Origin of the sequence: Pseudomonas sp. NFPP24, from assembly GCF_900112095.1 — a bacterium.
In the GTDB taxonomy this organism is placed as follows: Bacteria; Pseudomonadota; Gammaproteobacteria; order Pseudomonadales; family Pseudomonadaceae; genus Aquipseudomonas; species Aquipseudomonas extremorientalis.
The window spans coordinates 327,944-346,993 of the sequence record NZ_FOKD01000006.1 but is presented as its reverse complement, the minus strand read 5'-3'; the positions used below and the strand labels follow the sequence as shown (position 1 = coordinate 346,993).

General features: G+C 60.7%; 19 protein-coding genes and 1 pseudogene. 15 read left to right on the top strand and 5 right to left on the bottom strand.

Translation table 11 applies throughout. The features are described from left to right. Nucleotides 1-18: 18 nt before the first annotated feature. The gene (locus BM026_RS15595; protein ID WP_102591632.1) at nt 19-309 is read right to left on the bottom strand and encodes a DUF3565 domain-containing protein; all 291 of its coding nucleotides are present in this window, start codon (nt 307-309) and stop codon (nt 19-21) included. Between BM026_RS15595 and BM026_RS15590 the strand changes: the two genes are divergently transcribed. Then, nucleotides 308-793, top strand: coding sequence for an FKBP-type peptidyl-prolyl cis-trans isomerase (locus tag BM026_RS15590; RefSeq protein ID WP_027606858.1), 486 nt, complete (start codon nt 308-310; stop codon nt 791-793). The genes BM026_RS15595 and BM026_RS15590 overlap by 2 nt on opposite strands. A gap of 176 nt (nt 794-969) precedes the next feature. Here BM026_RS15590 and rpsT read toward each other — a convergent pair whose 3' ends face one another. Continuing rightward, on the bottom strand, nt 970-1,248 hold the full coding sequence (gene rpsT, locus BM026_RS15585) for a 30S ribosomal protein S20 (RefSeq protein WP_016976313.1): 279 nt from the start codon (nt 1,246-1,248) through the stop codon (nt 970-972). 253 nt (nt 1,249-1,501) lie between these two features. On the opposite strand from rpsT, the gene murJ reads away from it, so the two are divergent. The 6 genes from murJ to ispH all read left to right on the top strand — a co-directional run bounded on the left by murJ (nt 1,502) and on the right by ispH (nt 8,978). Beyond that, complete coding sequence (murJ, locus tag BM026_RS15575) at nt 1,502-3,040, top strand: murein biosynthesis integral membrane protein MurJ (protein ID WP_092240625.1); 1,539 nt, start codon at nt 1,502-1,504, stop codon at nt 3,038-3,040. A gap of 119 nt (nt 3,041-3,159) precedes the next feature. Then, a complete protein-coding gene (ribF, locus tag BM026_RS15570) occupies nt 3,160-4,098 on the top strand; it encodes a bifunctional riboflavin kinase/FAD synthetase (protein WP_034102059.1) in 939 nt (312 codons plus the stop codon). A 14-nt stretch (nt 4,099-4,112) separates the two neighbouring features. Further along, a complete protein-coding gene (gene ileS / locus BM026_RS15565) occupies nt 4,113-6,944 on the top strand; it encodes an isoleucine--tRNA ligase (RefSeq protein ID WP_092240629.1) in 2,832 nt (943 codons plus the stop codon). Next, entirely contained in the window at nt 6,937-7,446 is a 510-nt protein-coding gene (lspA, locus tag BM026_RS15560; protein WP_058423077.1) for a signal peptidase II, read from the top strand. Before ileS ends, lspA begins: the two co-directional genes overlap by 8 nt. Nucleotides 7,447-7,453: 7 nt before the next feature. Next, nucleotides 7,454-7,891: an FKBP-type peptidyl-prolyl cis-trans isomerase gene (gene fkpB, locus BM026_RS15555; protein WP_170856031.1), complete on the top strand. Its 438-nt coding sequence runs from the start codon at nt 7,454-7,456 to the stop codon at nt 7,889-7,891. A 139-nt stretch (nt 7,892-8,030) separates the two neighbouring features. Continuing rightward, nucleotides 8,031-8,978 carry a 4-hydroxy-3-methylbut-2-enyl diphosphate reductase gene (gene ispH / locus BM026_RS15550; RefSeq protein WP_071491070.1) on the top strand — a complete coding sequence of 316 codons (948 nt, stop codon included), beginning with the start codon at nt 8,031-8,033 and terminating at the stop codon, nt 8,976-8,978. Here the strand turns inward: ispH and BM026_RS15545 are convergent. Further along, nucleotides 8,932-9,514: pseudogene (locus BM026_RS15545) on the bottom strand (GspH/FimT family pseudopilin). The gene ispH and the pseudogene BM026_RS15545 overlap by 47 nt on opposite strands. 193 nt (nt 9,515-9,707) lie before the next feature. Between BM026_RS15545 and pilV the strand changes: the two are divergent. The 5 genes from pilV (at nt 9,708) to thiO (ending at nt 13,020) form a co-directional block, all read left to right on the top strand. Next, entirely contained in the window at nt 9,708-10,193 is a 486-nt protein-coding gene (gene pilV / locus BM026_RS15540) for a type IV pilus modification protein PilV (protein ID WP_092240633.1), read from the top strand. Then, entirely contained in the window at nt 10,190-10,897 is a 708-nt protein-coding gene (locus BM026_RS15535) for a PilW family protein (RefSeq protein WP_093529235.1), read from the top strand. The genes pilV and BM026_RS15535 overlap by 4 nt, the downstream gene beginning before the upstream one ends. Before the next feature lie 7 nt (nt 10,898-10,904). Then, the gene (locus BM026_RS15530; protein ID WP_256572930.1) at nt 10,905-11,435 is read left to right on the top strand and encodes a PilX N-terminal domain-containing pilus assembly protein; all 531 of its coding nucleotides are present in this window, start codon (nt 10,905-10,907) and stop codon (nt 11,433-11,435) included. An 11-nt stretch (nt 11,436-11,446) separates the two neighbouring features. After that, entirely contained in the window at nt 11,447-11,848 is a 402-nt protein-coding gene (locus BM026_RS15525; RefSeq protein ID WP_071491074.1) for a type IV pilin protein, read from the top strand. Nucleotides 11,849-11,910: 62 nt separating this feature from the next. Then, complete coding sequence (gene thiO / locus BM026_RS15520) at nt 11,911-13,020, top strand: glycine oxidase ThiO (protein WP_093119934.1); 1,110 nt, start codon at nt 11,911-11,913, stop codon at nt 13,018-13,020. Here thiO and BM026_RS15515 read toward each other — a convergent pair. Continuing rightward, nucleotides 13,007-13,240 (bottom strand): PP0621 family protein, encoded by a 234-nt coding sequence (locus tag BM026_RS15515; protein ID WP_092240641.1) that lies wholly within the window; start codon nt 13,238-13,240, stop codon nt 13,007-13,009. The genes thiO and BM026_RS15515 overlap by 14 nt on opposite strands. 124 nt (nt 13,241-13,364) lie before the next feature. Then, nucleotides 13,365-14,390: an outer membrane protein assembly factor BamD gene (locus BM026_RS15510; RefSeq protein WP_058423069.1), complete on the bottom strand. Its 1,026-nt coding sequence runs from the start codon at nt 14,388-14,390 to the stop codon at nt 13,365-13,367. Nucleotides 14,391-14,539: 149 nt separating this feature from the next. Here BM026_RS15510 and rluD point away from each other — a divergent pair, with 149 nt between their 5' ends. The 3 genes from rluD to clpB all read left to right on the top strand — a co-directional run bounded on the left by rluD (nt 14,540) and on the right by clpB (nt 18,935). Next, nucleotides 14,540-15,502, top strand: coding sequence for a 23S rRNA pseudouridine(1911/1915/1917) synthase RluD (gene rluD / locus BM026_RS15505; RefSeq protein ID WP_058423068.1), 963 nt, complete (start codon nt 14,540-14,542; stop codon nt 15,500-15,502). After that, on the top strand, nt 15,499-16,224 hold the full coding sequence (gene pgeF, locus BM026_RS15500) for a peptidoglycan editing factor PgeF (protein ID WP_093512543.1): 726 nt from the start codon (nt 15,499-15,501) through the stop codon (nt 16,222-16,224). Before rluD ends, pgeF begins: the two co-directional genes overlap by 4 nt. 146 nt (nt 16,225-16,370) lie before the next feature. Then, complete coding sequence (gene clpB, locus BM026_RS15495) at nt 16,371-18,935, top strand: ATP-dependent chaperone ClpB (protein ID WP_092240645.1); 2,565 nt, start codon at nt 16,371-16,373, stop codon at nt 18,933-18,935. Nucleotides 18,936-19,050 lie beyond the last annotated feature (115 nt).

Genomic DNA, 19,050 nt, shown 5'->3' with positions numbered 1-19,050 from the left:
CAGGCGCCAAGGTTATCGTTATTCGCGCTCCCGCGCACACCAGCCGCAGGCAAAGGGCTGGCCTATTTTTTCAATACGTTGCGCGGGGTCCTGTACCCAGGCGCGTGACTGCCACGGCGGCTGGTGGCGCAGGTGCTGGGTGTGGCCGCAGGACAGCTCGGCAACCCAGTGCTGGTCGTCGTCCTGGTGGAACCCGATGATGAAGGATGCCGTTGATCGGTCCCGTCTGTCCGGGTTCTGTTCGCTTTCGGGCAAATCCTTGTTTAGACTTGTCCGTTCTTCATTCTTATGCAAAAGGTCTCGCCCCATGACGATCGCCGCTAACAAGGCTGTCTCCATCGACTATACCCTGACCAACGACGCTGGTGAGGTCATCGACAGCTCAGCCGGCGGCGCGCCGCTGGTCTACCTGCAAGGCGCAGGTAACATCATCCCAGGCCTGGAAAAGGCCCTGGAAGGCAAGAGCGTCGGTGATGAGCTGACCGTTGCCGTAGAACCTGAAGATGCCTACGGCGAGTACTCGGCCGAACTGGTCAGCACCCTGAGCCGCAGCATGTTCGAAGGTGTCGACGAGCTGGAAGTGGGCATGCAGTTCCACGCTTCCGCGCCGGACGGCCAAATGCAGATCGTCACCATCCGTGATCTGGACGGCGACGACGTCACCGTCGACGGCAATCACCCGCTGGCTGGTCAGCGCCTGAACTTCCAAGTGAAGATCGTTGCCATCCGCGACGCTTCCCAGGAAGAAGTGGCCCACGGCCACGTTCACGGTGAAGGCGGTCACCACCATTGATTATGGTTTGATCAATCGGTAGCAAAAACGCCCCGACTGGTTCGGGGCGTTTTTTTGCGCTTGAAAAAATGTGGGAGAGGGCTTGCCACCTCCCACAACAAAAATGCCCCGGACCTTTCGGTACGGGGCATTTCTTAACTGTTTCGCAACCGGGGCTGCGTGGCAGTTGTTACCACTTAGGCTGCAGCAGCAACGCTCAGAGCCTTGATGTGGCCATTCAGGCGGCTCTTATGGCGAGCGGCCTTGTTCTTGTGGATGATGCCTTTATCGGCCATACGGTCGATAACTGGCACAGCCAGAACGTAAGCAGCTTGGGCTTTTTCAGCGTCTTTGGTGTCGATGGCTTTAACTACATTCTTGATGTAGGTACGAACCATGGAACGCAGGCTGGCGTTGTGGCTGCGACGCTTCTCAGCCTGTTTTGCACGTTTTTTGGCGGAAGGTGTGTTGGCCACCGTCGAGCTCCTCGAAAGACTTTTTAGGAAATAGCAAACAAAATAGGCCGCGAATCATGCCGATGACTTGATGGGTTGTCAAGGGCGGCTGATGCGAACTGCTGAGTGGTCGATCTGAAGAGGCGGGTGATTTATTTCCGGCGCTTGACCTGTAAACTCGCGAGCTTTGGCTCTGTGCTGTTGCAGGCGCGCAGTATCGCATAAGTGGGCGCTTTGTACGCCTGCTCTTTATCTAAAGGCGCAAACTCTTTCAATGAATCTGCTCAAATCGTTGGCCGCCGTCAGCTCTATCACGATGATCTCCCGGGTCCTGGGGTTTGTGCGTGACACCCTGCTGGCGCGCATTTTTGGCGCCAGCATGGCCACGGATGCCTTCTTTATTGCGTTTAAATTGCCCAACCTGCTGCGGCGGATCTTCGCTGAAGGTGCTTTCTCCCAGGCATTCGTGCCGATCCTGGCCGAGTACAAGACCCAGCAAGGCGAAGAAGCCACCCGCACCTTCATCGCCTACGTCTGCGGCCTGTTGACCCTGGTGCTGATGCTGGTGACCATCCTTGGCATGCTCGCCGCCCCCTGGGTGATCTGGGCCACGGCCCCCGGTTTTGCCAATACCCCGGAAAAATTCGCGCTCACCACTGATCTGCTGCGAGTGACCTTTCCTTATATATTGCTGATCTCCCTGTCATCCCTGGCCGGGGCGATCCTCAATACCTGGAACCGCTTCTCGGTGCCAGCCTTCGTGCCGACCCTGCTGAACGTCAGCATGATCATCTTCGCGCTGTTTCTCACGCCGTACTTCGACCCGCCAGTGATGGCGCTCGGCTGGGCCGTATTGGCCGGTGGCCTGGCGCAACTGCTCTACCAACTGCCACACCTGAAAAAGATCGGCATGCTCGTATTGCCACGCCTGAACCTCAAGGACACTGGCGTATGGCGCGTGATGCGCAATATGCTGCCGGCGATCCTGGGTGTTTCCGTGAGCCAGATTTCCCTGATCATCAACACGGCGTTCGCCTCGCTGCTGGTATCGGGCTCGGTGTCGTGGATGTACTACGCCGACCGCCTGATGGAGCTGCCGTCCGGCGTGCTCGGCGTGGCCCTGGGCACGATTTTGTTACCGACCCTGTCGCGCACCTACGCCAGCAAGGACCGCCAGGAATACTCGCGCATACTCGATTGGGGCCTGCGCCTGTGCTTCGTGCTGGTGTTGCCGTGTGCACTGGCCTTGGGGATCCTGGCTGAGCCGCTGACTGTGTCACTGTTTCAATACGGCCAATTCGATGCCCACGACGCACTGATGACGCAACATGCCTTGGTCGCCTATTCCGTCGGCTTGCTCGGCATCATCGTGATCAAAGTGCTCGCCCCAGGCTTCTACGCCCAGCAAAACATCCGTACTCCAGTGAAAATCGCGATTTTCACGCTGATCGTCACGCAACTGCTCAACCTGGTGTTTATCGGTCCGCTGGCCCATGCCGGCCTGGCCCTGGCCATCAGTGCGGGCGCGTGCATCAACGCAGGGCTTTTGTTTTACCAGTTGCGCAAGCAGCAGATGTTCCAGCCACAGGCCGGCTGGGGCCTGTTCACCCTCAAGCTGCTGGTGGCGGTCGGGGCGATGTCGGCTGTGTTGCTGGGGTTGATGCACTTCATGCCCGCTTGGGATGAGGGCCATATGCTGGAGCGCTTCCTGCGCCTGGGTGCGCTGGTCGTTGCCGGTGTGGTGGTGTACTTCGGGATGTTGCTGCTGCAAGGCTTCCGATTGCGGGATTTCAATCGCAAGTCCCTGGGTTAGAGAGTTTGCCGCGATAAAACGGTTGTTTTATCGATTCGACCCATTTGGCCTGTTCAGTTGCCTGTCGTCCGGGGCCGGGTGTGGTTATAATCGACCACTTTATGAGCAAGAAGCGCGTTATGCAGCTGGTTCGAGGTCTCCACAACCTGCGCCCCGAGCATCGGGGCTGCGTCGCCACTATTGGCAACTTTGACGGTGTTCACCGTGGCCACCAGGCTATCCTGGCCCGGCTGCGCGAACGTGCGGTCGAGTTGGGCGTGCCCAGCTGCGTGGTGATTTTCGAGCCGCAGCCGCGGGAATACTTTACGCCCGAGACTGCGCCGGCACGCCTGGCCCGTCTGCGCGACAAGCTGCAGTTGCTGGCTGAAGAGGGCGTGGACCGCGTCCTCTGCCTGGCTTTCAACCAGCGTTTGCAAAGCCTCAGTGCGGCCGAGTTCGTCGACCGCATCCTGGTCGATGGCCTGGGCGTACAGCATCTGGAGGTCGGCGACGACTTCCGTTTCGGTTGCGACCGCGTCGGGGATTTCGATTTCCTGCAACAGGCCGGCGTCAACCAGGGTTTTACCGTCGAAGCCGCGCAAACCGTCGAATTGGACGGCCTGCGCGTGAGCAGTACCCAGGTGCGTAACGCACTGGCCGCCGCCGACTTCGCCTTGGCCGAGCGTTTGCTCGGTCGCCCGTTCCGCATTGCCGGACGGGTCCTGCACGGCCAGAAGCTGGCGCGCCAACTGGGCACGCCAACCGCCAACGTGCAACTCAAGCGCCGTCGTGTGCCGCTGACCGGGGTTTACCTGGTAAGCGTCGACATCGACGGCCAATCGTGGCCGGGAGTCGCCAACATAGGCGTCAGGCCCACGGTTGCAGGTGATGGCAAGGCCCACCTGGAAGTACATTTGCTGGATTTTGCCGGTGATCTGTATGACCGGCGTTTGACGGTGGTTTTCCACCAAAAGCTGCGTGAAGAGCAGCGTTTCGCCTCCCTTGAGGCGTTGAAAACGGCGATCAATGCGGATGTCGCCGCCGCCCGTGCACTAGCCGCACCTAGCGCCCATCGCTAACCGAAGAGCCTTAAATGACCGACTATAAAGCCACGCTAAACCTTCCGGACACCGCCTTCCCAATGAAGGCCGGCCTGCCACAGCGCGAACCGCAGATCCTGCAGCGCTGGGACAGTATTGGCCTGTACGGAAAGTTGCGCGAGATTGGCAAGGATCGTCCGAAATTCGTCCTGCACGACGGCCCTCCTTATGCCAACGGCACGATTCACATCGGTCATGCGCTGAACAAGATTCTCAAGGACATGATCCTGCGTTCGAAAACCCTGTCGGGCTTCGACGCGCCTTATGTCCCGGGTTGGGACTGCCACGGCCTGCCGATCGAACACAAAGTCGAAGTGACCTACGGCAAGAACCTGGGCGCGGATAAGACCCGCGAACTGTGCCGTGCCTACGCCACCGAGCAGATCGAAGGACAGAAGTCCGAGTTCATCCGCCTGGGCGTGCTCGGCGAGTGGGATAACCCCTACAAGACCATGAACTTCAAGAACGAGGCCGGTGAAATCCGTGCCTTGGCCGAAATCGTCAAGGGCGGTTTCGTGTTCAAGGGCCTCAAGCCCGTGAACTGGTGCTTTGACTGCGGCTCGGCCCTGGCCGAAGCGGAAGTCGAGTACGAAGACAAGAAGTCCTCGACTATCGACGTGGCCTTCCCGGTCGCCGACGACGCCAAGCTGGCCGAGGCCTTCGGCCTGGCAAGCCTGGGCAAGCCGGCTGCCATCGTGATCTGGACCACCACCCCGTGGACCATCCCGGCCAACCAGGCGCTGAACGTGCACCCGGAATTCACCTACGCCCTGGTGGACGTCGGTGACCGCCTGCTGGTGCTGGCCGAAGAAATGGTCGAAGCCTGCCTGGCCCGCTACGAGCTGCAAGGGTCGGTCATCGCCACCACCACCGGCTCCGCGTTGGAACTGATCAATTTCCGTCACCCGTTCTATGACCGTCTGTCTCCAGTTTACCTGGCGGACTACGTTGAACTGGGCGCCGGCACTGGCATCGTTCACTCCGCGCCCGCTTATGGCGTGGACGACTTCGTGACCTGCAAAGCCTACGGCATGGTCAACGATGACATCCTGAACCCGGTGCAGAGCAACGGCGTGTACGCACCGTCGCTGGAGTTCTTCGGCGGCCAGTTCATCTTCAAGGCCAACGATTCGATCATCGAAAAACTGTCGGAAGTCGGCTCGCTGCTGCACACCGAAACCATCAAGCACAGCTATATGCACTGCTGGCGGCACAAGACCCCGCTGATCTACCGCGCCACCGCGCAGTGGTTCATCGGCATGGACAAAGAGCCGACCAATGGCGACACCCTGCGTGTCCGCTCGCTCAAGGCCATCGAAGACACCAAGTTCGTCCCGGCCTGGGGCCAGGCGCGCCTGCACTCGATGATCGCCAACCGCCCTGACTGGTGTATCTCGCGCCAGCGTAACTGGGGCGTGCCGATCCCGTTCTTCCTGAACAAGGAAAGCGGCGAGCTGCACCCACGCACCGTCGAGTTGATGGAGCAAGTGGCCCAGCGCGTTGAACAGGAAGGCATCGAAGCCTGGTTCAAGCTGGACGCCGCCGAACTGCTGGGCGATGAAGCGCCGCAGTACGACAAGATCAGCGACACCCTCGACGTGTGGTTCGACTCGGGCACCACTCACTGGCATGTGCTGCGCGGCTCGCACCCGATGGGGCACGAAACTGGCCCGCGTGCCGACCTGTACCTGGAAGGTTCGGACCAACACCGCGGCTGGTTCCACTCGTCGTTGCTGACCGGTTGCGCCATCGACAACCATGCGCCGTACCGCGAACTGCTGACCCACGGTTTCACCGTCGACGAGACGGGCCGCAAGATGTCCAAGTCGCTGAAGAACGTGATCGAGCCGAAAAAGATCAACGACACCCTGGGCGCCGACATCATGCGTCTGTGGGTCGCGTCGACCGACTATTCGGGCGAGATCGCCGTGTCGGACCAGATCCTGGCTCGCAGCGCCGATGCCTACCGTCGTATCCGTAATACCGCGCGCTTCCTGTTGTCGAACCTGACCGGTTTCAACCCGGCCACCGACCTCCTGGCGGCCGAAGACATGCTCGCCCTCGACCGTTGGGCGGTGGACCGTACCCTGTTGCTGCAGCGCGAGTTGCAGGAAAACTACGGCGAATACCGTTTCTGGAACGTCTACTCGAAGATCCACAACTTCTGCGTGCAGGAGTTGGGTGGTTTCTACCTCGACATCATCAAGGACCGCCAGTACACCACCGGCGCCAACAGCAAGGCGCGCCGTTCGGCGCAGACCGCGCTGTATCACATCAGCGAAGCGCTGGTGCGCTGGATCGCGCCGATCCTGGCGTTCACCGCCGACGAGCTGTGGGAATACCTGCCGGGCGAACGCAACGAGTCGGTGATGCTCAATACCTGGTACGAAGGCCTGACCGAACTGCCGGCTGACTTCGAACTGGGCCGCGAGTACTGGGAAGGCGTGATGGCCGTGAAGGTTGCGGTGAACAAGGAGCTGGAAGTACAGCGTGCGGCCAAGGCTGTCGGTGGCAACCTGCAAGCCGAAGTCACCCTGTTTGCCGAAGACGGCCTCACCGCCGACCTGGCCAAGCTGAGCAACGAACTGCGCTTCGTGCTGATCACTTCAACCGCGAGCCTGGCGCCATTCGCCCAGGCCCCGGCGGACGCGGTTGCCACCGAAGTGCCGGGCCTCAAGCTCAAAGTGGTCAAGTCGGCCTTCCCTAAATGCGCCCGTTGCTGGCACTGCCGTGAGGATGTTGGCGTGAACCCTGAGCACCCGGAAATCTGCGGTCGTTGCGTCGACAACATCTCGGGCGCTGGCGAGGTTCGCCACTATGCCTAACGCCAGTCGTTTCGGACGTCTGGGCTGGCTCGTACTGAGTGTGCTGGTCCTGGTCATCGACCAGGTCAGCAAGGCTCATTTCGAAGGCTCCCTGCAGATGTTCCAGCAAATCGTGGTGATCCCGGATTACTTCAGCTGGACCCTGGCCTACAACACCGGCGCCGCCTTCAGCTTCCTGGCTGACAGCGGTGGCTGGCAGCGCTGGCTGTTTGCCCTGATCGCCGTGGTGGTCAGTGCGGTGCTGGTGGTGTGGCTCAAGCGCCTGGGTCGCGATGACACCTGGCTGGCCATCGCCCTGGCCCTGGTGTTGGGCGGCGCGCTCGGCAACCTGTATGACCGCATTGCCCTGGGCCATGTGATCGACTTCATCCTGGTGCATTGGCAGAACCGCCATTACTTCCCGGCGTTCAACTTCGCCGACAGCGCCATCACCGTCGGTGCAATCATGCTGGCGCTGGATATGTTCAAAAGCAAGAAAACCGGAGAGACCGTCAATGACTGATCAGGTATTGGCTGAGCAACGCATCGGCCAGAACACGGAAGTCACTTTGCATTTTGCACTGCGCCTGGAGAATGGCGACACGGTCGACAGCACGTTCGACAAAGCCCCGGCCACCTTCAAGGTCGGCGACGGCAACCTGCTGCCGGGTTTCGAAGCGGCCCTGTTCGGCTTCAAGGCCGGCGACAAGCGCACCCTGCAGATCCAGCCGGAAAACGCCTTTGGCCAGCCCAACCCGCAAAACGTGCAGATCATCCCGCGTTCGCAGTTCCAGGACATGGACCTGTCGGAAGGCCTGCTGGTGATTTTCAACGATGCGGCCAATACCGAACTGCCGGGTGTGGTGAAAGCTTTTGATGACGCGCAAGTGACCATCGACTTCAACCATCCGTTGGCCGGTAAAACCTTGACCTTTGACGTTGAAATCATCGACGTTAAAGCGCTCTAACTGACGACTCTGGCCTACTGTAGGATCGAGCTTGCTCGCGAAAGACCCGAAGGCGCTGCGTTTAACCAGAATGGACGCGACGCCGTTAACGCTCTTCGCGAGCAAGCTCGCTCCTACAGGGCAAGACACGAGGCACAGCATGCAAATCAAACTCGCCAACCCCCGTGGCTTCTGCGCCGGTGTGGACCGGGCGATCGAAATCGTCAACCGCGCCCTGGAAGTCTTCGGGCCGCCGATTTACGTGCGTCATGAAGTCGTCCACAACAAATTCGTGGTCGAAGACCTGCGTGCACGTGGCGCCATCTTTGTCGAAGAGCTCGACCAGGTGCCAGACGATGTGATCGTCATCTTCAGCGCCCATGGTGTTTCCCAGGCGGTGCGTACCGAAGCGGCAGGCCGCGGCCTGAAAGTTTTCGATGCTACCTGCCCACTGGTCACCAAGGTGCACATCGAAGTCGCGCGCTACAGCCGTGACGGTCGCGAGTGCATCCTGATCGGCCACGCCGGCCACCCGGAAGTCGAAGGCACCATGGGGCAGTACGATGCCAGCAATGGCGGCTCCATTTACCTGGTGGAAGACGAAAAGGATGTCGCCAACCTGCAGGTACAGAACCCCGAGCGCCTGGCATTCGTGACCCAGACCACCCTGTCCATGGACGATACCAGTCGCGTGATCGACGCGCTGCGCAGTCGCTTCCCGGCCATTGGCGGCCCGCGCAAGGACGACATCTGCTACGCCACCCAGAACCGCCAGGACGCGGTCAAGCAACTGGCAGACGAATGTGATGTGGTCCTGGTCGTCGGCAGCCCCAACAGTTCCAACTCCAACCGCCTGCGTGAGTTGGCTGAGCGCATGGCAACACCGGCGTACCTGATCGACGGTGCCGAAGATATGCAGCGCAGTTGGTTCGATGGCGTCGAGCGCATTGGCATCACGGCGGGTGCTTCCGCTCCGGAAGTGCTGGTGCGCGGCGTTATCCAGCAGTTGCACGCCTGGGGCGCCACCGGTGCCGATGAACTGGCTGGCCGCGAAGAAAACATTACGTTCTCCATGCCCAAGGAGCTGCGGGTTCGCTCGCTGCTGTGACGACCCGGTGTGCCGGATCAACTCCGGCACAATGCCTGCTCGGCACGCTCGCTGCGCAGGCTGATACGCCCGCTGGGCGCCAGCACTACCTGATGCAGGCTCTGCGCCTGGTCCGTGGCACACACATGCACGGTGCCGGCACGGAAGCCTCCTCCTGAAAAGATGGGTTCACCCAGCCCGCTGAAGCGCACCTGGGTCTTGAGCGGCCCATTGCCCACGATCAGCACTTGCCCACTGGCCTGGCGCTCCAGCAGCACCGGGTTGTCATCGTCCTGGGGGCCGCGCCCGCTGATGTCCACGATGACCCGCCACCCCAGGCCCCAATTGTCCTTCAATGCGTAAATAACCACCGCCCGGTTGCGTGCGATGGCTTCGGTGCGTGCATATCGCAGGCCTTGCGCCAAGGCATGTGCCGCGCTCTGTCGCTGCTGTGATTCCAGCAGGCTCTTGAAGCTGGGCAGCGCCATGTTGGCCAGGATGCCGCTCAGGATCAGCCCGAGCAGCAGTTCGATCAAGGTGAAACCTCGTTGTTGCATGGGCCATCCCTCCGTGGATTTGGGTGCAGTCCTAGGTATAGCGTCCCGTCTGGGGGGCGGATGATGGCCTTCATGTCCAAAGTATTTCCCTTTGTTCCGGTTGCAGCGCAGGTGAAAAACCGGCGCTAGTCTTGGGCCGCACAGCAGGTTTTAACTGCTCTTTTTTTGGACCTCGACACGGATGACGACGGTAATGCTTGCCTGTACGAACCCCTTTTTGCCCAATGCCTTATCCCGCGACCAAGCCGGTACGACACTGATCGAAGTGCTGGTCGCAGTGTCGATTCTCACCATCGGCCTGCTTGGCGCGGCGGTGATCCAGCTCAATGCGCTCAAGTACACCGACAGTTCCAGGATGATCAGCCAGGCCAGTTTCATTGCCTACGATATGCTCGACCGGATCCGTGCCAATTCCGGTGCCGACTACACGTGGGGGCGTACCGAGCGTGCCTTGGCCAGCAACGTTGCCGCCAGTGTGCGCGACCTGGACTTGCATGATTTCGAGGCCAACATTCGCGGTTTTGCCGGGGAGAGCGCCAAAGGCTCGGTGTCGATCGGTGGCGACGAAGTGACGGTCAGCATCAGTTGGGACGACAGTCGAGGAACTGGCAGGCCGGGCGCCCGGGAAACCTTCACCCTGACCAGTCGCATCCGCGATGAACCGGGAGTGGCGCAATGAGGTGTCTTGTTCGAGGTTTCAGCCTGATGGAGTTGCTGCTCGCCTTGGCGATGGGGTTGGTACTGGTGCTCTGGGCCAGCCAGGTGGCAATCAACACCAGGGCCACCAACGCCAGCCAGCAGGCCGCTTTGTTGATGCAGGATGATGCGCGGTTTGTGCTGGGCAAGCTGCTCCAGGATATCCGTCAGGCGGGCATGTTCGGCTGTCTGGCGACAGCGTTTATCGACAACGCCCCGCCCGCTTTTGACCGGCCTGTCGCTTGGCGTGTCGGAGGTGGGTCAACCTCGCTGACGCTGGTGACCGCGGATGTCGCCGTTGGGAGCGGCACGCCTGACTGGACTGTGTTGTCCGATTGCACTGGCAGCGCCCAGGCCTACGCTGGAAGCGCCCCGGCATCGGCACCCGGGCAAATCCGTTTTGCGTTACGCCAAGTTACCTACACCTTCGAAGCAGGGCAGTTGAAATTCAGTACACCTGCATCACCCGCCAAGGCGGTATTGGTGGATAACGTGAAGGCGTTCGATATCAGTTTTGGCGTGTCGGCCAAGCCTGCGTCAACGGAGGTGGTGCGCTACGACGCCGGCCCGGCCGACGAATCCTTGATACGCAGCGTGCGCATTGTGATGACGCTGCAAGACCCGACTGCCGGGGTGAAAGACCAAACCTACGCCGTCGTGGCGGCGCTGCGGAACCGGCTGGGGTAGGGCTGCCATGACACTTGCAGAAGGTTTTCGTCTACGACAGGCAGGCATGGTGCTGCTGGTCAGCCTGGTGTTGCTGCTGCTGTTATCGCTGATCGGCTTGTCCTCGATGCAGGCTGCGCTCACTCAGCAAAAGATTGCCGGTAGTTTCTGGCACCGTAATCAGTCGCTGCAAAGTGCCGAGAGTGGCCTGAGGCGCGGGGAATCTGCCATACAGCGTTCATTTGCAGCGTTGCCGTTATGTCAATCGATCGTCGACTGTGCACCGCCGGAGGCGGCATTTTTGGTGGTCGGGCCTGGAGTGGACCCTGTTTCAGGCATCAGTTGGGTGGCACTGAAAGGCGGCTTATACGGGGTTCAATCCCTCGGGCCTGCGGTAGGGCTCGCGCATTTGCCAGCGCAAATCCCTGCAGCGGTGTATCGAGTGACGGCAGTCGGGCTGCACGGGCAATTGCGCACGGTGCTGGAGAGTACCTATGCGCGGGTAGAAGAGGAGGGTGGCTCGCGGTTTCGGCGAGTGGCGTGGCGACAACTTCAATAAGGAGTAGTGGAATGGGCATGGACAGCCAGGGTTTTACCCTGATCGAGTTACTGATTGCCGTGATGATCATTGCGGTTCTGGCCGGGATTGCTTACCCCGGATACACCGGCTATCTGAAAAAAGTCTATCGCGCTGAAATCGTCGCGCTGTTGACCGAGCAAGCCCAGCACCTGGAGCGTTTTTATGCGAGGAACGGCAGTTTTATTGATGCAGGCGGCGTCAGTGCAGGCAATGATCACTATAGAATCACCGCTGCATTGAACCCTCAGGACTTCCAACTGGTGGCCACACCGGTCACCGACTCGGTGATGGCTGGCGATCCTTGCGGTGACTTCGGCCTGACCGGCACGGGCACGCGAACCAACCCGGGCGCTGCGCCGGAGATGTCGCGCAAGCTGTGCTGGGGGCAATGATGAGGGTGCTCGACGATTGGGCGCCGGGTGCGCTTGTTCCTATTTATCGGCTGGATCAAATGATGGCAGAGCAACAGCAGGTAGTGATTGTCGGTGGCGGAGTCATCGGCTTGTTGACGGCGTTCAACCTCGCCACGCAGGGGCAGTCGGTGGTGCTGCTGGAGCGCGCAGGGTTGGGCCAGGAGTCTTCCTGGGCGGGCGGCGGCATCGTCTCGCCCCTGTATCCGTGGCGCTACAGCCCGGCGGTCACGGCCCTGGCCCATTGGTCCCAGGATTTTTATCCACAGCTGGCGCAGCGTCTGTTTGCTGCGACGGGCGTTGACCCGGAGGTTCACACCACTGGGCTCTACTGGCTGGACCTGGATGACGAAGCCGAAGCGCTGGCTTGGGCCGCGCGTGAAGGCCGACCCTTGAGCAAAGTGGACGTGTCGGCCGCTCATGACGCCGTTCCGGTCTTGGGTGGCGGCTACTCCCAGGCGATCTACATGGCCGATGTCGCCAATGTACGTAACCCGCGCCTGGTCAAATCCCTCAAGGCCGCGCTGCTGGCGCTGCCTGGCGTGACCATTCATGAACGGTGCGAAGTGACTGGCTTTGTCCTGGATGCGGGTAATGTCGTGGGCGTGAACACAGCTGATGGTTCGATCTTCGGCGATCAGGTCGTATTGGCCGCCGGCGCCTGGAGCGGTGAGTTGCTCGGCACGTTGGGCCTGTCGCTGCCGGTCGAACCGGTCAAAGGCCAGATGATTCTGTACAAATGTGCCTCGGACTTCCTGTCGAGCATGGTCTTGGCCAAGGGCCGCTATGCGATTCCTCGGCGGGACGGGCACATTCTGATCGGCAGCACCCTGGAACATGAAGGCTTCGACAAGACCCCCACCCTGACCGCGCTGGAAAGCCTCAAAGCGTCAGCGGTGGAGTTGATCCCCGCCCTGGCGGACGCCGAGGTGGCCGGACATTGGGCCGGGCTGCGCCCCGGTTCGCCGGAAGGCATTCCCTATATAGGCCGGGTGCCGGGCTTCAATGGCCTCTGGCTCAACTGCGGGCATTACCGCAACGGCCTGGTGCTTGCGCCGGCGTCCTGCCAATTGTTTGCTGACCTGCTACTGGCACGTGCGCCGATCATCGACCCTGCGCCTTATGCGCCGGAAGGTCGGATCAACGCTGGATAGATTTCGGCCCTTGCTCCAGGTGCGCCTGGGTGCAATACCACTCCTGGCGTGAGCTCAAGGCGCGATCCTGCGGCAAATGCACGCCGCAGTGGGCGCAGCGCACCATCAGGGCCGCGTCGGGCTCGCTGGCACGCTGCTGCCTGGCGGCCGGGCTTTTGAACTTGCGCCAGAACCATACTGCGGCGGCAATGACGGCAATCCAGAACAGTAGACGAAGCATGATGGGCAGTTTCTCGACAAGGAATGCGCCAGTTTAGCCAAGGACGTGCCAGGCGCACAGCGCAATAATACCACCCACAAAAAAGGAGCCTCGCAAGGCTCCTTCTTGATGACGCCGGGTGCAATCAGTCGAACACACCAAAGGTCATGTAGCTGAACCACGAACGGTCCTGGTTATTGCCCAGGGCCTGCGGTTCTTCCTCTTCGATCACGTCGCCGTTCTCGTCGTGGGGCTTGAGCTCCGAAGGAATTGCGTCCTTGGCGTCCTGGTACTGCTTGATCACGTCCTGGTTGGCACGGGTTTCGCCCGGCGGCAGCGGTGGACGGGATTCGATCAGGCCCAGGGTGTACTTGCTCAGCCACGAGCGGTTGTCCGCTTCGGCCACCTGAGGCACGAACTGGCCGTCTTTCAGGCTTGGGTGGTCCGGGTAGTTGAGCTTCAGGGTTTCCAGGCTGGTGCTGGCCAGTTCGTCCAGGTGCAGGCGCTGGTAAGCCTCGGTCATCACGGCAAGGCCGTCACCTACGGAAGGGGTTTCCTGGAAGTTTTCCACAACGTAGCGGCCACGGTTAGCGGCGGCCACGTATGCCTGACGGGTCAGGTAGTAGTGGGCCACATGGATCTCGTAGGAAGCCAGCAGGTTGCGCAGGTAGATCATGCGTTGCTTGGCGTCCGGCGCGTAGCGGCTGTTGGGGTAGCGGCTGGTCAGCTGGGCGAACTCGTTGTAGGAATCGCGGGCAGCGCCTGGGTCACGCTTGGTCATGTCCAGCGGCAGGAAGCGCGCCAGCAGGCCAACGTCCTGGTCGAACGAGGTCAGGCCCTTCATGTAGTAGGCGTAGTCGACGTTCGGGTGCTGCGGGTGCAGGCGGATAAAACGCTCGGCGGCGGACTTGGCGGCTTCCGGCTCGGCGTTCTTGTAGTTGGCGTAGATCAGCTCGAGCTGGGCCTGGTCGGCATAGCGCCCGAACGGATAGCGCGACTCCAGGGCCTTCAGCTTCGCTGTGGCGCTGGTGTAGCTATTATTGTCCAAGTCTTTCTGAGCCAGTTGGTACAACTCGACTTCGCTCAGGTTTTCGTCGACGACTTCCTTTGTTGACGAGCAAGCAGCAGTCATGGCGAGGATGGCGATCAGCAGCAGGTGTTTCACTTGCATGGCGGCTTGCGTCCCTATGACGGCCGCTGTCTTGGGCGGGGCCGTCCTGTTATGATGAGCGCCCCGTTGAAAGCCTCGGGGCAAAAGACGCCGTATTTAACCACAAGCGCGCAGCCGAAACCAAAGGCTGTGCCACGCCTAGTCTGAGCATGTCCGATAAAATTGAACTTCGCGCAGAGGTGCCGTCCGAATTGGGCGGCCAACGCCTCGATCAAGTCGCCGCACAATTATTCGCTGAGCACTCGCGCTCGCGCCTTTCCGCCTGGATCAAAGACGGCCGCCTGACTGTGGATGGAGCGGTTATCCGCCCGCGAGACATAGTCCATGGCGGTGCGATTCTTGAGCTGACTGCCGAGCAGGAAGCCCAGGGAGAATGGGTCGCCCAGGACATCGAGCTGGATATCGTCTACGAAGACGACGACATCCTGGTCATCAACAAACCCGCAGGCCTGGTGGTTCACCCGGCAGCCGGGCACGCTGATGGCACCCTGCTCAATGCCTTGTTGCACCATGTGCCGGACATCATCAATGTCCCGCGCTGCGGCATCGTGCACCGCCTGGACAAGGACACCACCGGTCTGATGGTGGTGGCCAAGACCATTCAGGCGCAGACGCAGCTGGTTACACAGTTGCAGAGCCGCAGCGTCAGCCGGATCTACGAATGCATCGTGATTGGTGTGGTGGTAGCCGGCGGCAAGATCAACGCCCCGATCGGTCGTCACGGCCAGCAACGCCAGCGTATGGCGGTGATGGAAGGTGGCAAGCAGGCCGTCAGCCATTACCGAGTACTCGAACGTTTCCGCTCCCACACCCACGTGCGGGTCAAGCTGGAAACCGGCCGTACCCACCAGATTCGCGTGCACATGGCACACATCAACTTCCCGTTGGTCGGTGATCCGGCCTACGGTGGGCGCTTCCGCATCCCACCGGCGGCGAGCCAGACCATGGTTGAATCGCTGAAAAACTTCCCGCGCCAGGCGTTGCATGCACGCTTCCTGGAATTGGATCATCCGACGAGCGGTAAGCGGATGAGCTGGGAATCGCCTCTGCCGGACGATTTGGTCTGGTTGTTGACGCTGCTCAAGCAGGATCGCGAGGCGTTTGTCGGATGAGTGACTGGCTGATACCTGACTGGCCCGCGCCGGCTCAGGTGAAAGCCTGCGTCACCACTCGAGCGGGCGGCGTCAGTCTGGCGCCGTTCGACAGTCTCAACTTGGGCGATCATGTTGGGGATAACCTCGAAGCGGTCCTCGAAAACCGCCGCCGTCTTACCGACGCATTTAATATTCAGCCTGCCTGGTTGCGCCAAGTCCACGGGATAAGCGTGGTCGAGGCTGACCCGTCACGCATTGCCGAAGCCGATGGCAGCTGGACCAGCACCCCTGGCATCGCCTGCACCTCAATGACCGCTGACTGTCTGCCCGCATTGTTCTGCAACCGCGCCGGCACCCGCGTGGCTGCGGCCCATGCTGGCTGGCGTGGCCTGGCGGCAGGGGTATTGGAAGCGGCTTTCGAAAGCCTCGGCGCCGAACCTGAAGACGTACTGGTGTGGCTTGGCCCGGCAATTGGCCCACAAGCCTTCGAAGTCGGCCCGGAAGTACGCGAAGCCTTCATGCAGCCGTTGCCGATCACTGCCGAAGCGTTTGTGCCCAGCCACAACCCAGGCAAGTTCATGGCCGACATCTATAAGCTCGCGCGCCTGCGCCTCGCTGCGCGCGGCGTTACTGCTGTCTATGGTGGAGGGTACTGCACCGTGACCGACCCACGCTTCTTTTCCTACCGGCGTAGCCCTCGCACCGGACGTTTTGCCTCCCTTGTCTGGCTTGAACGCTAGACTCCTTTGATCTGGGTCAAACCCGGTCCATATCCGCCGTCGCGCGCTTGAATCTTCCAGAACCCACCCCATCTATAAGGGTATCTGGCAGGTTTCTTCATTCAGGATGTTTCATAGATCCGGCCTGCTCAAAAGGAAGGTGACTAATGCGTATTGATCGTTTAACCAGCAAATTGCAGTTGGCACTGTCTGACTCTCAATCCTTGGCGGTGGGCCTCGACCACCCGGCCATCGAGCCTGCGCACTTGATGCAGGCTCTCCTGGAACAGCAAGGTGGTTCTATCAAGCCCTTGCTGATGCAGGTGGGCTTTGACGTCAACAGCCTGCGCAAGGAGTTGAGCAAAGAGCTCGACCAACTGCCGAAAATCCAAAACCCGACTGGCGACGTGAACATGTCCCAGGACCTGGCGCGCCTGCTCAACCAGGCGGACCGTCTGGCCCAGCAGAAGGGTGACCAGTTCATCTCCAGCGAACTGGTGCTGCTCGCCGCCATGGACGAGAACAGCAAGCTCGGCAAGTTGTTGCTGGGCCAGGGTGTGAGCAAGAAAGCCCTGGAAAACGCTATCAACAACCTGCGTGGCGGTGATGCGGTCAACGACCCCAACCATGAGGAGTCGCGCCAGGCCCTGGATAAATATACCGTCGACCTGACCAAGCGCGCCGAAGAGGGCAAGCTTGATCCGGTGATCGGCCGTGACGATGAAATCCGTCGCACCATCCAGGTCCTGCAGCGTCGCACCAAGAACAACCCGGTGCTCATCGGTGAGCCCGGCGTGGGTAAAACCGCGATTGCCGAAGGTTTGGCCCAGCGCATCATCAATGGTGAAGTGCCGGATGGCCTTAAAGGCAAGCGCCTGCTGTCCCTGGACATGGGGTCTTTGATCGCCGGTGCCAAGTTCCGTGGCGAGTTCGAGGAGCGCCTGAAATCCCTGCTTAATGAGCTGTCGAAGCAGGAAGGGCAGATCATTCTGTTTATCGACGAACTGCACACCATGGTCGGCGCCGGTAAAGGCGAGGGCTCCATGGATGCCGGCAACATGCTCAAGCCGGCCCTGGCGCGGGGTGAGTTGCACTGCGTCGGTGCTACCACGCTCAACGAATATCGCCAGTACATAGAAAAGGACGCGGCCCTTGAGCGTCGTTTCCAGAAAGTACTGGTGGAAGAGCCGAGCGAAGAAGACACCATCGCAATCCTGCGTGGCCTGAAAGAGCGTTATGAGGTCCACCACAAGGTGGCGATCACCGACGGTGCGATTATTGCGGCGGCCAAGTTGAGCCATCGCTATATCACCGACCGTCAGTTGCCCGACAAGGCCATTGACCTGATCGACGAAGCGGCCAGCCGCATCCGCATGGAGATCGACTCCAAGCCGGAAGTGCTCGATCGCCTGGATCGACGCCTGATTCAACTGAAAGTCGAGTCCCAGGCCCTGAAGAAAGAAGAAGACGACGCGGCGAAGAAACGCCTGGAAAAACTCCAGGAAGAAATCGTCCGCCTGGAACGCGAGTATTCGGACCTGGAAGAAATCTGGACCTCGGAAAAAGCCGAAGTGCAGGGCTCTGCGCAGATCCAGCAAAAGATCGAGCAGTCGCGCCAGGAACTGGAAGCGGCACGCCGTAAAGGTGACCTGAACCGCATGGCCGAGTTGCAGTACGGGGTGATCCCGGACCTGGAGCGCAGCCTGCAGATGGTCGACCAGCACGGCAAGCCTGAGAACCAACTGCTGCGCAGCAAGGTGACCGAGGAAGAAATTGCCGAAGTCGTCTCGAAGTGGACCGGGATTCCCGTGTCGAAAATGCTCGAAGGCGAGCGCGACAAGCTGCTGAAGATGGAAAGCCTGTTGCACCAACGCGTGATCGGCCAGGAAGAGGCCGTGGTGGCGGTGTCCAACGCGGTACGGCGTTCGCGGGCCGGGTTGTCCGACCCGAACCGTCCGAGTGGCTCGTTTATGTTCCTCGGCCCGACCGGCGTGGGTAAGACCGAGCTGTGCAAGGCCTTGGCCGAGTTCCTCTTTGATACCGAAGAGGCCATGGTGCGGATTGATATGTCCGAATTCATGGAGAAACACTCGGTGGCTCGCTTGATCGGTGCGCCACCAGGCTACGTGGGCTACGAGGAGGGCGGTTACCTGACCGAAGCCGTGCGGCGTAAGCCTTACTCGGTGATCCTGCTGGATGAGGTCGAGAAGGCGCACCCGGATGTGTTCAACATCCTGCTGCAAGTGCTGGAAGACGGCCGCCTGACCGACAGTCACGGGCGTACCGTGGATTTCCGTAATACGGTGATCGTGATGACCTCCAACCTGGGCTCGGCGCAGATCCAGGAACTGGTGGGTGATCGTGAAGCGCAACGTGCGGCGGTGATGGATGCGCTGACTACGCACTTCCGCCCGGAATTCATCAACCGGGTCGACGAAGTGGTGATCTTCGAGCCTCTGGCGCGGGATCAGATCGCGGGCATTACCGAGATCCAGCTGGGTCGTCTGCGCGGCCGTCTGGCAGAGCGCGAGCTGTCCCTGGACCTGAGCCAGGAGGCGTTGGACAAGCTGATCGCGGTGGGTTACGACCCGGTGTATGGCGCACGGCCTTTGAAGCGTGCGATCCAGCGCTGGATCGAGAACCCGCTGGCCCAGTTGATCCTATCGGGCAGCTTCATGCCGGGCACCAGCGTCGAGGCGACCGTGGAAAACGACGAGATCGTCTTCCACTAAGCCCAAAGGGCAAAGCAAAAATGGGAGGCCCCGCATTGCGGGGCCTTTTTTTTCGATAGGGCGTTGAACTGTAAGGCAAAGGCTTGTAAAGTGCGCCCCGCAGCAACGTCAGCCC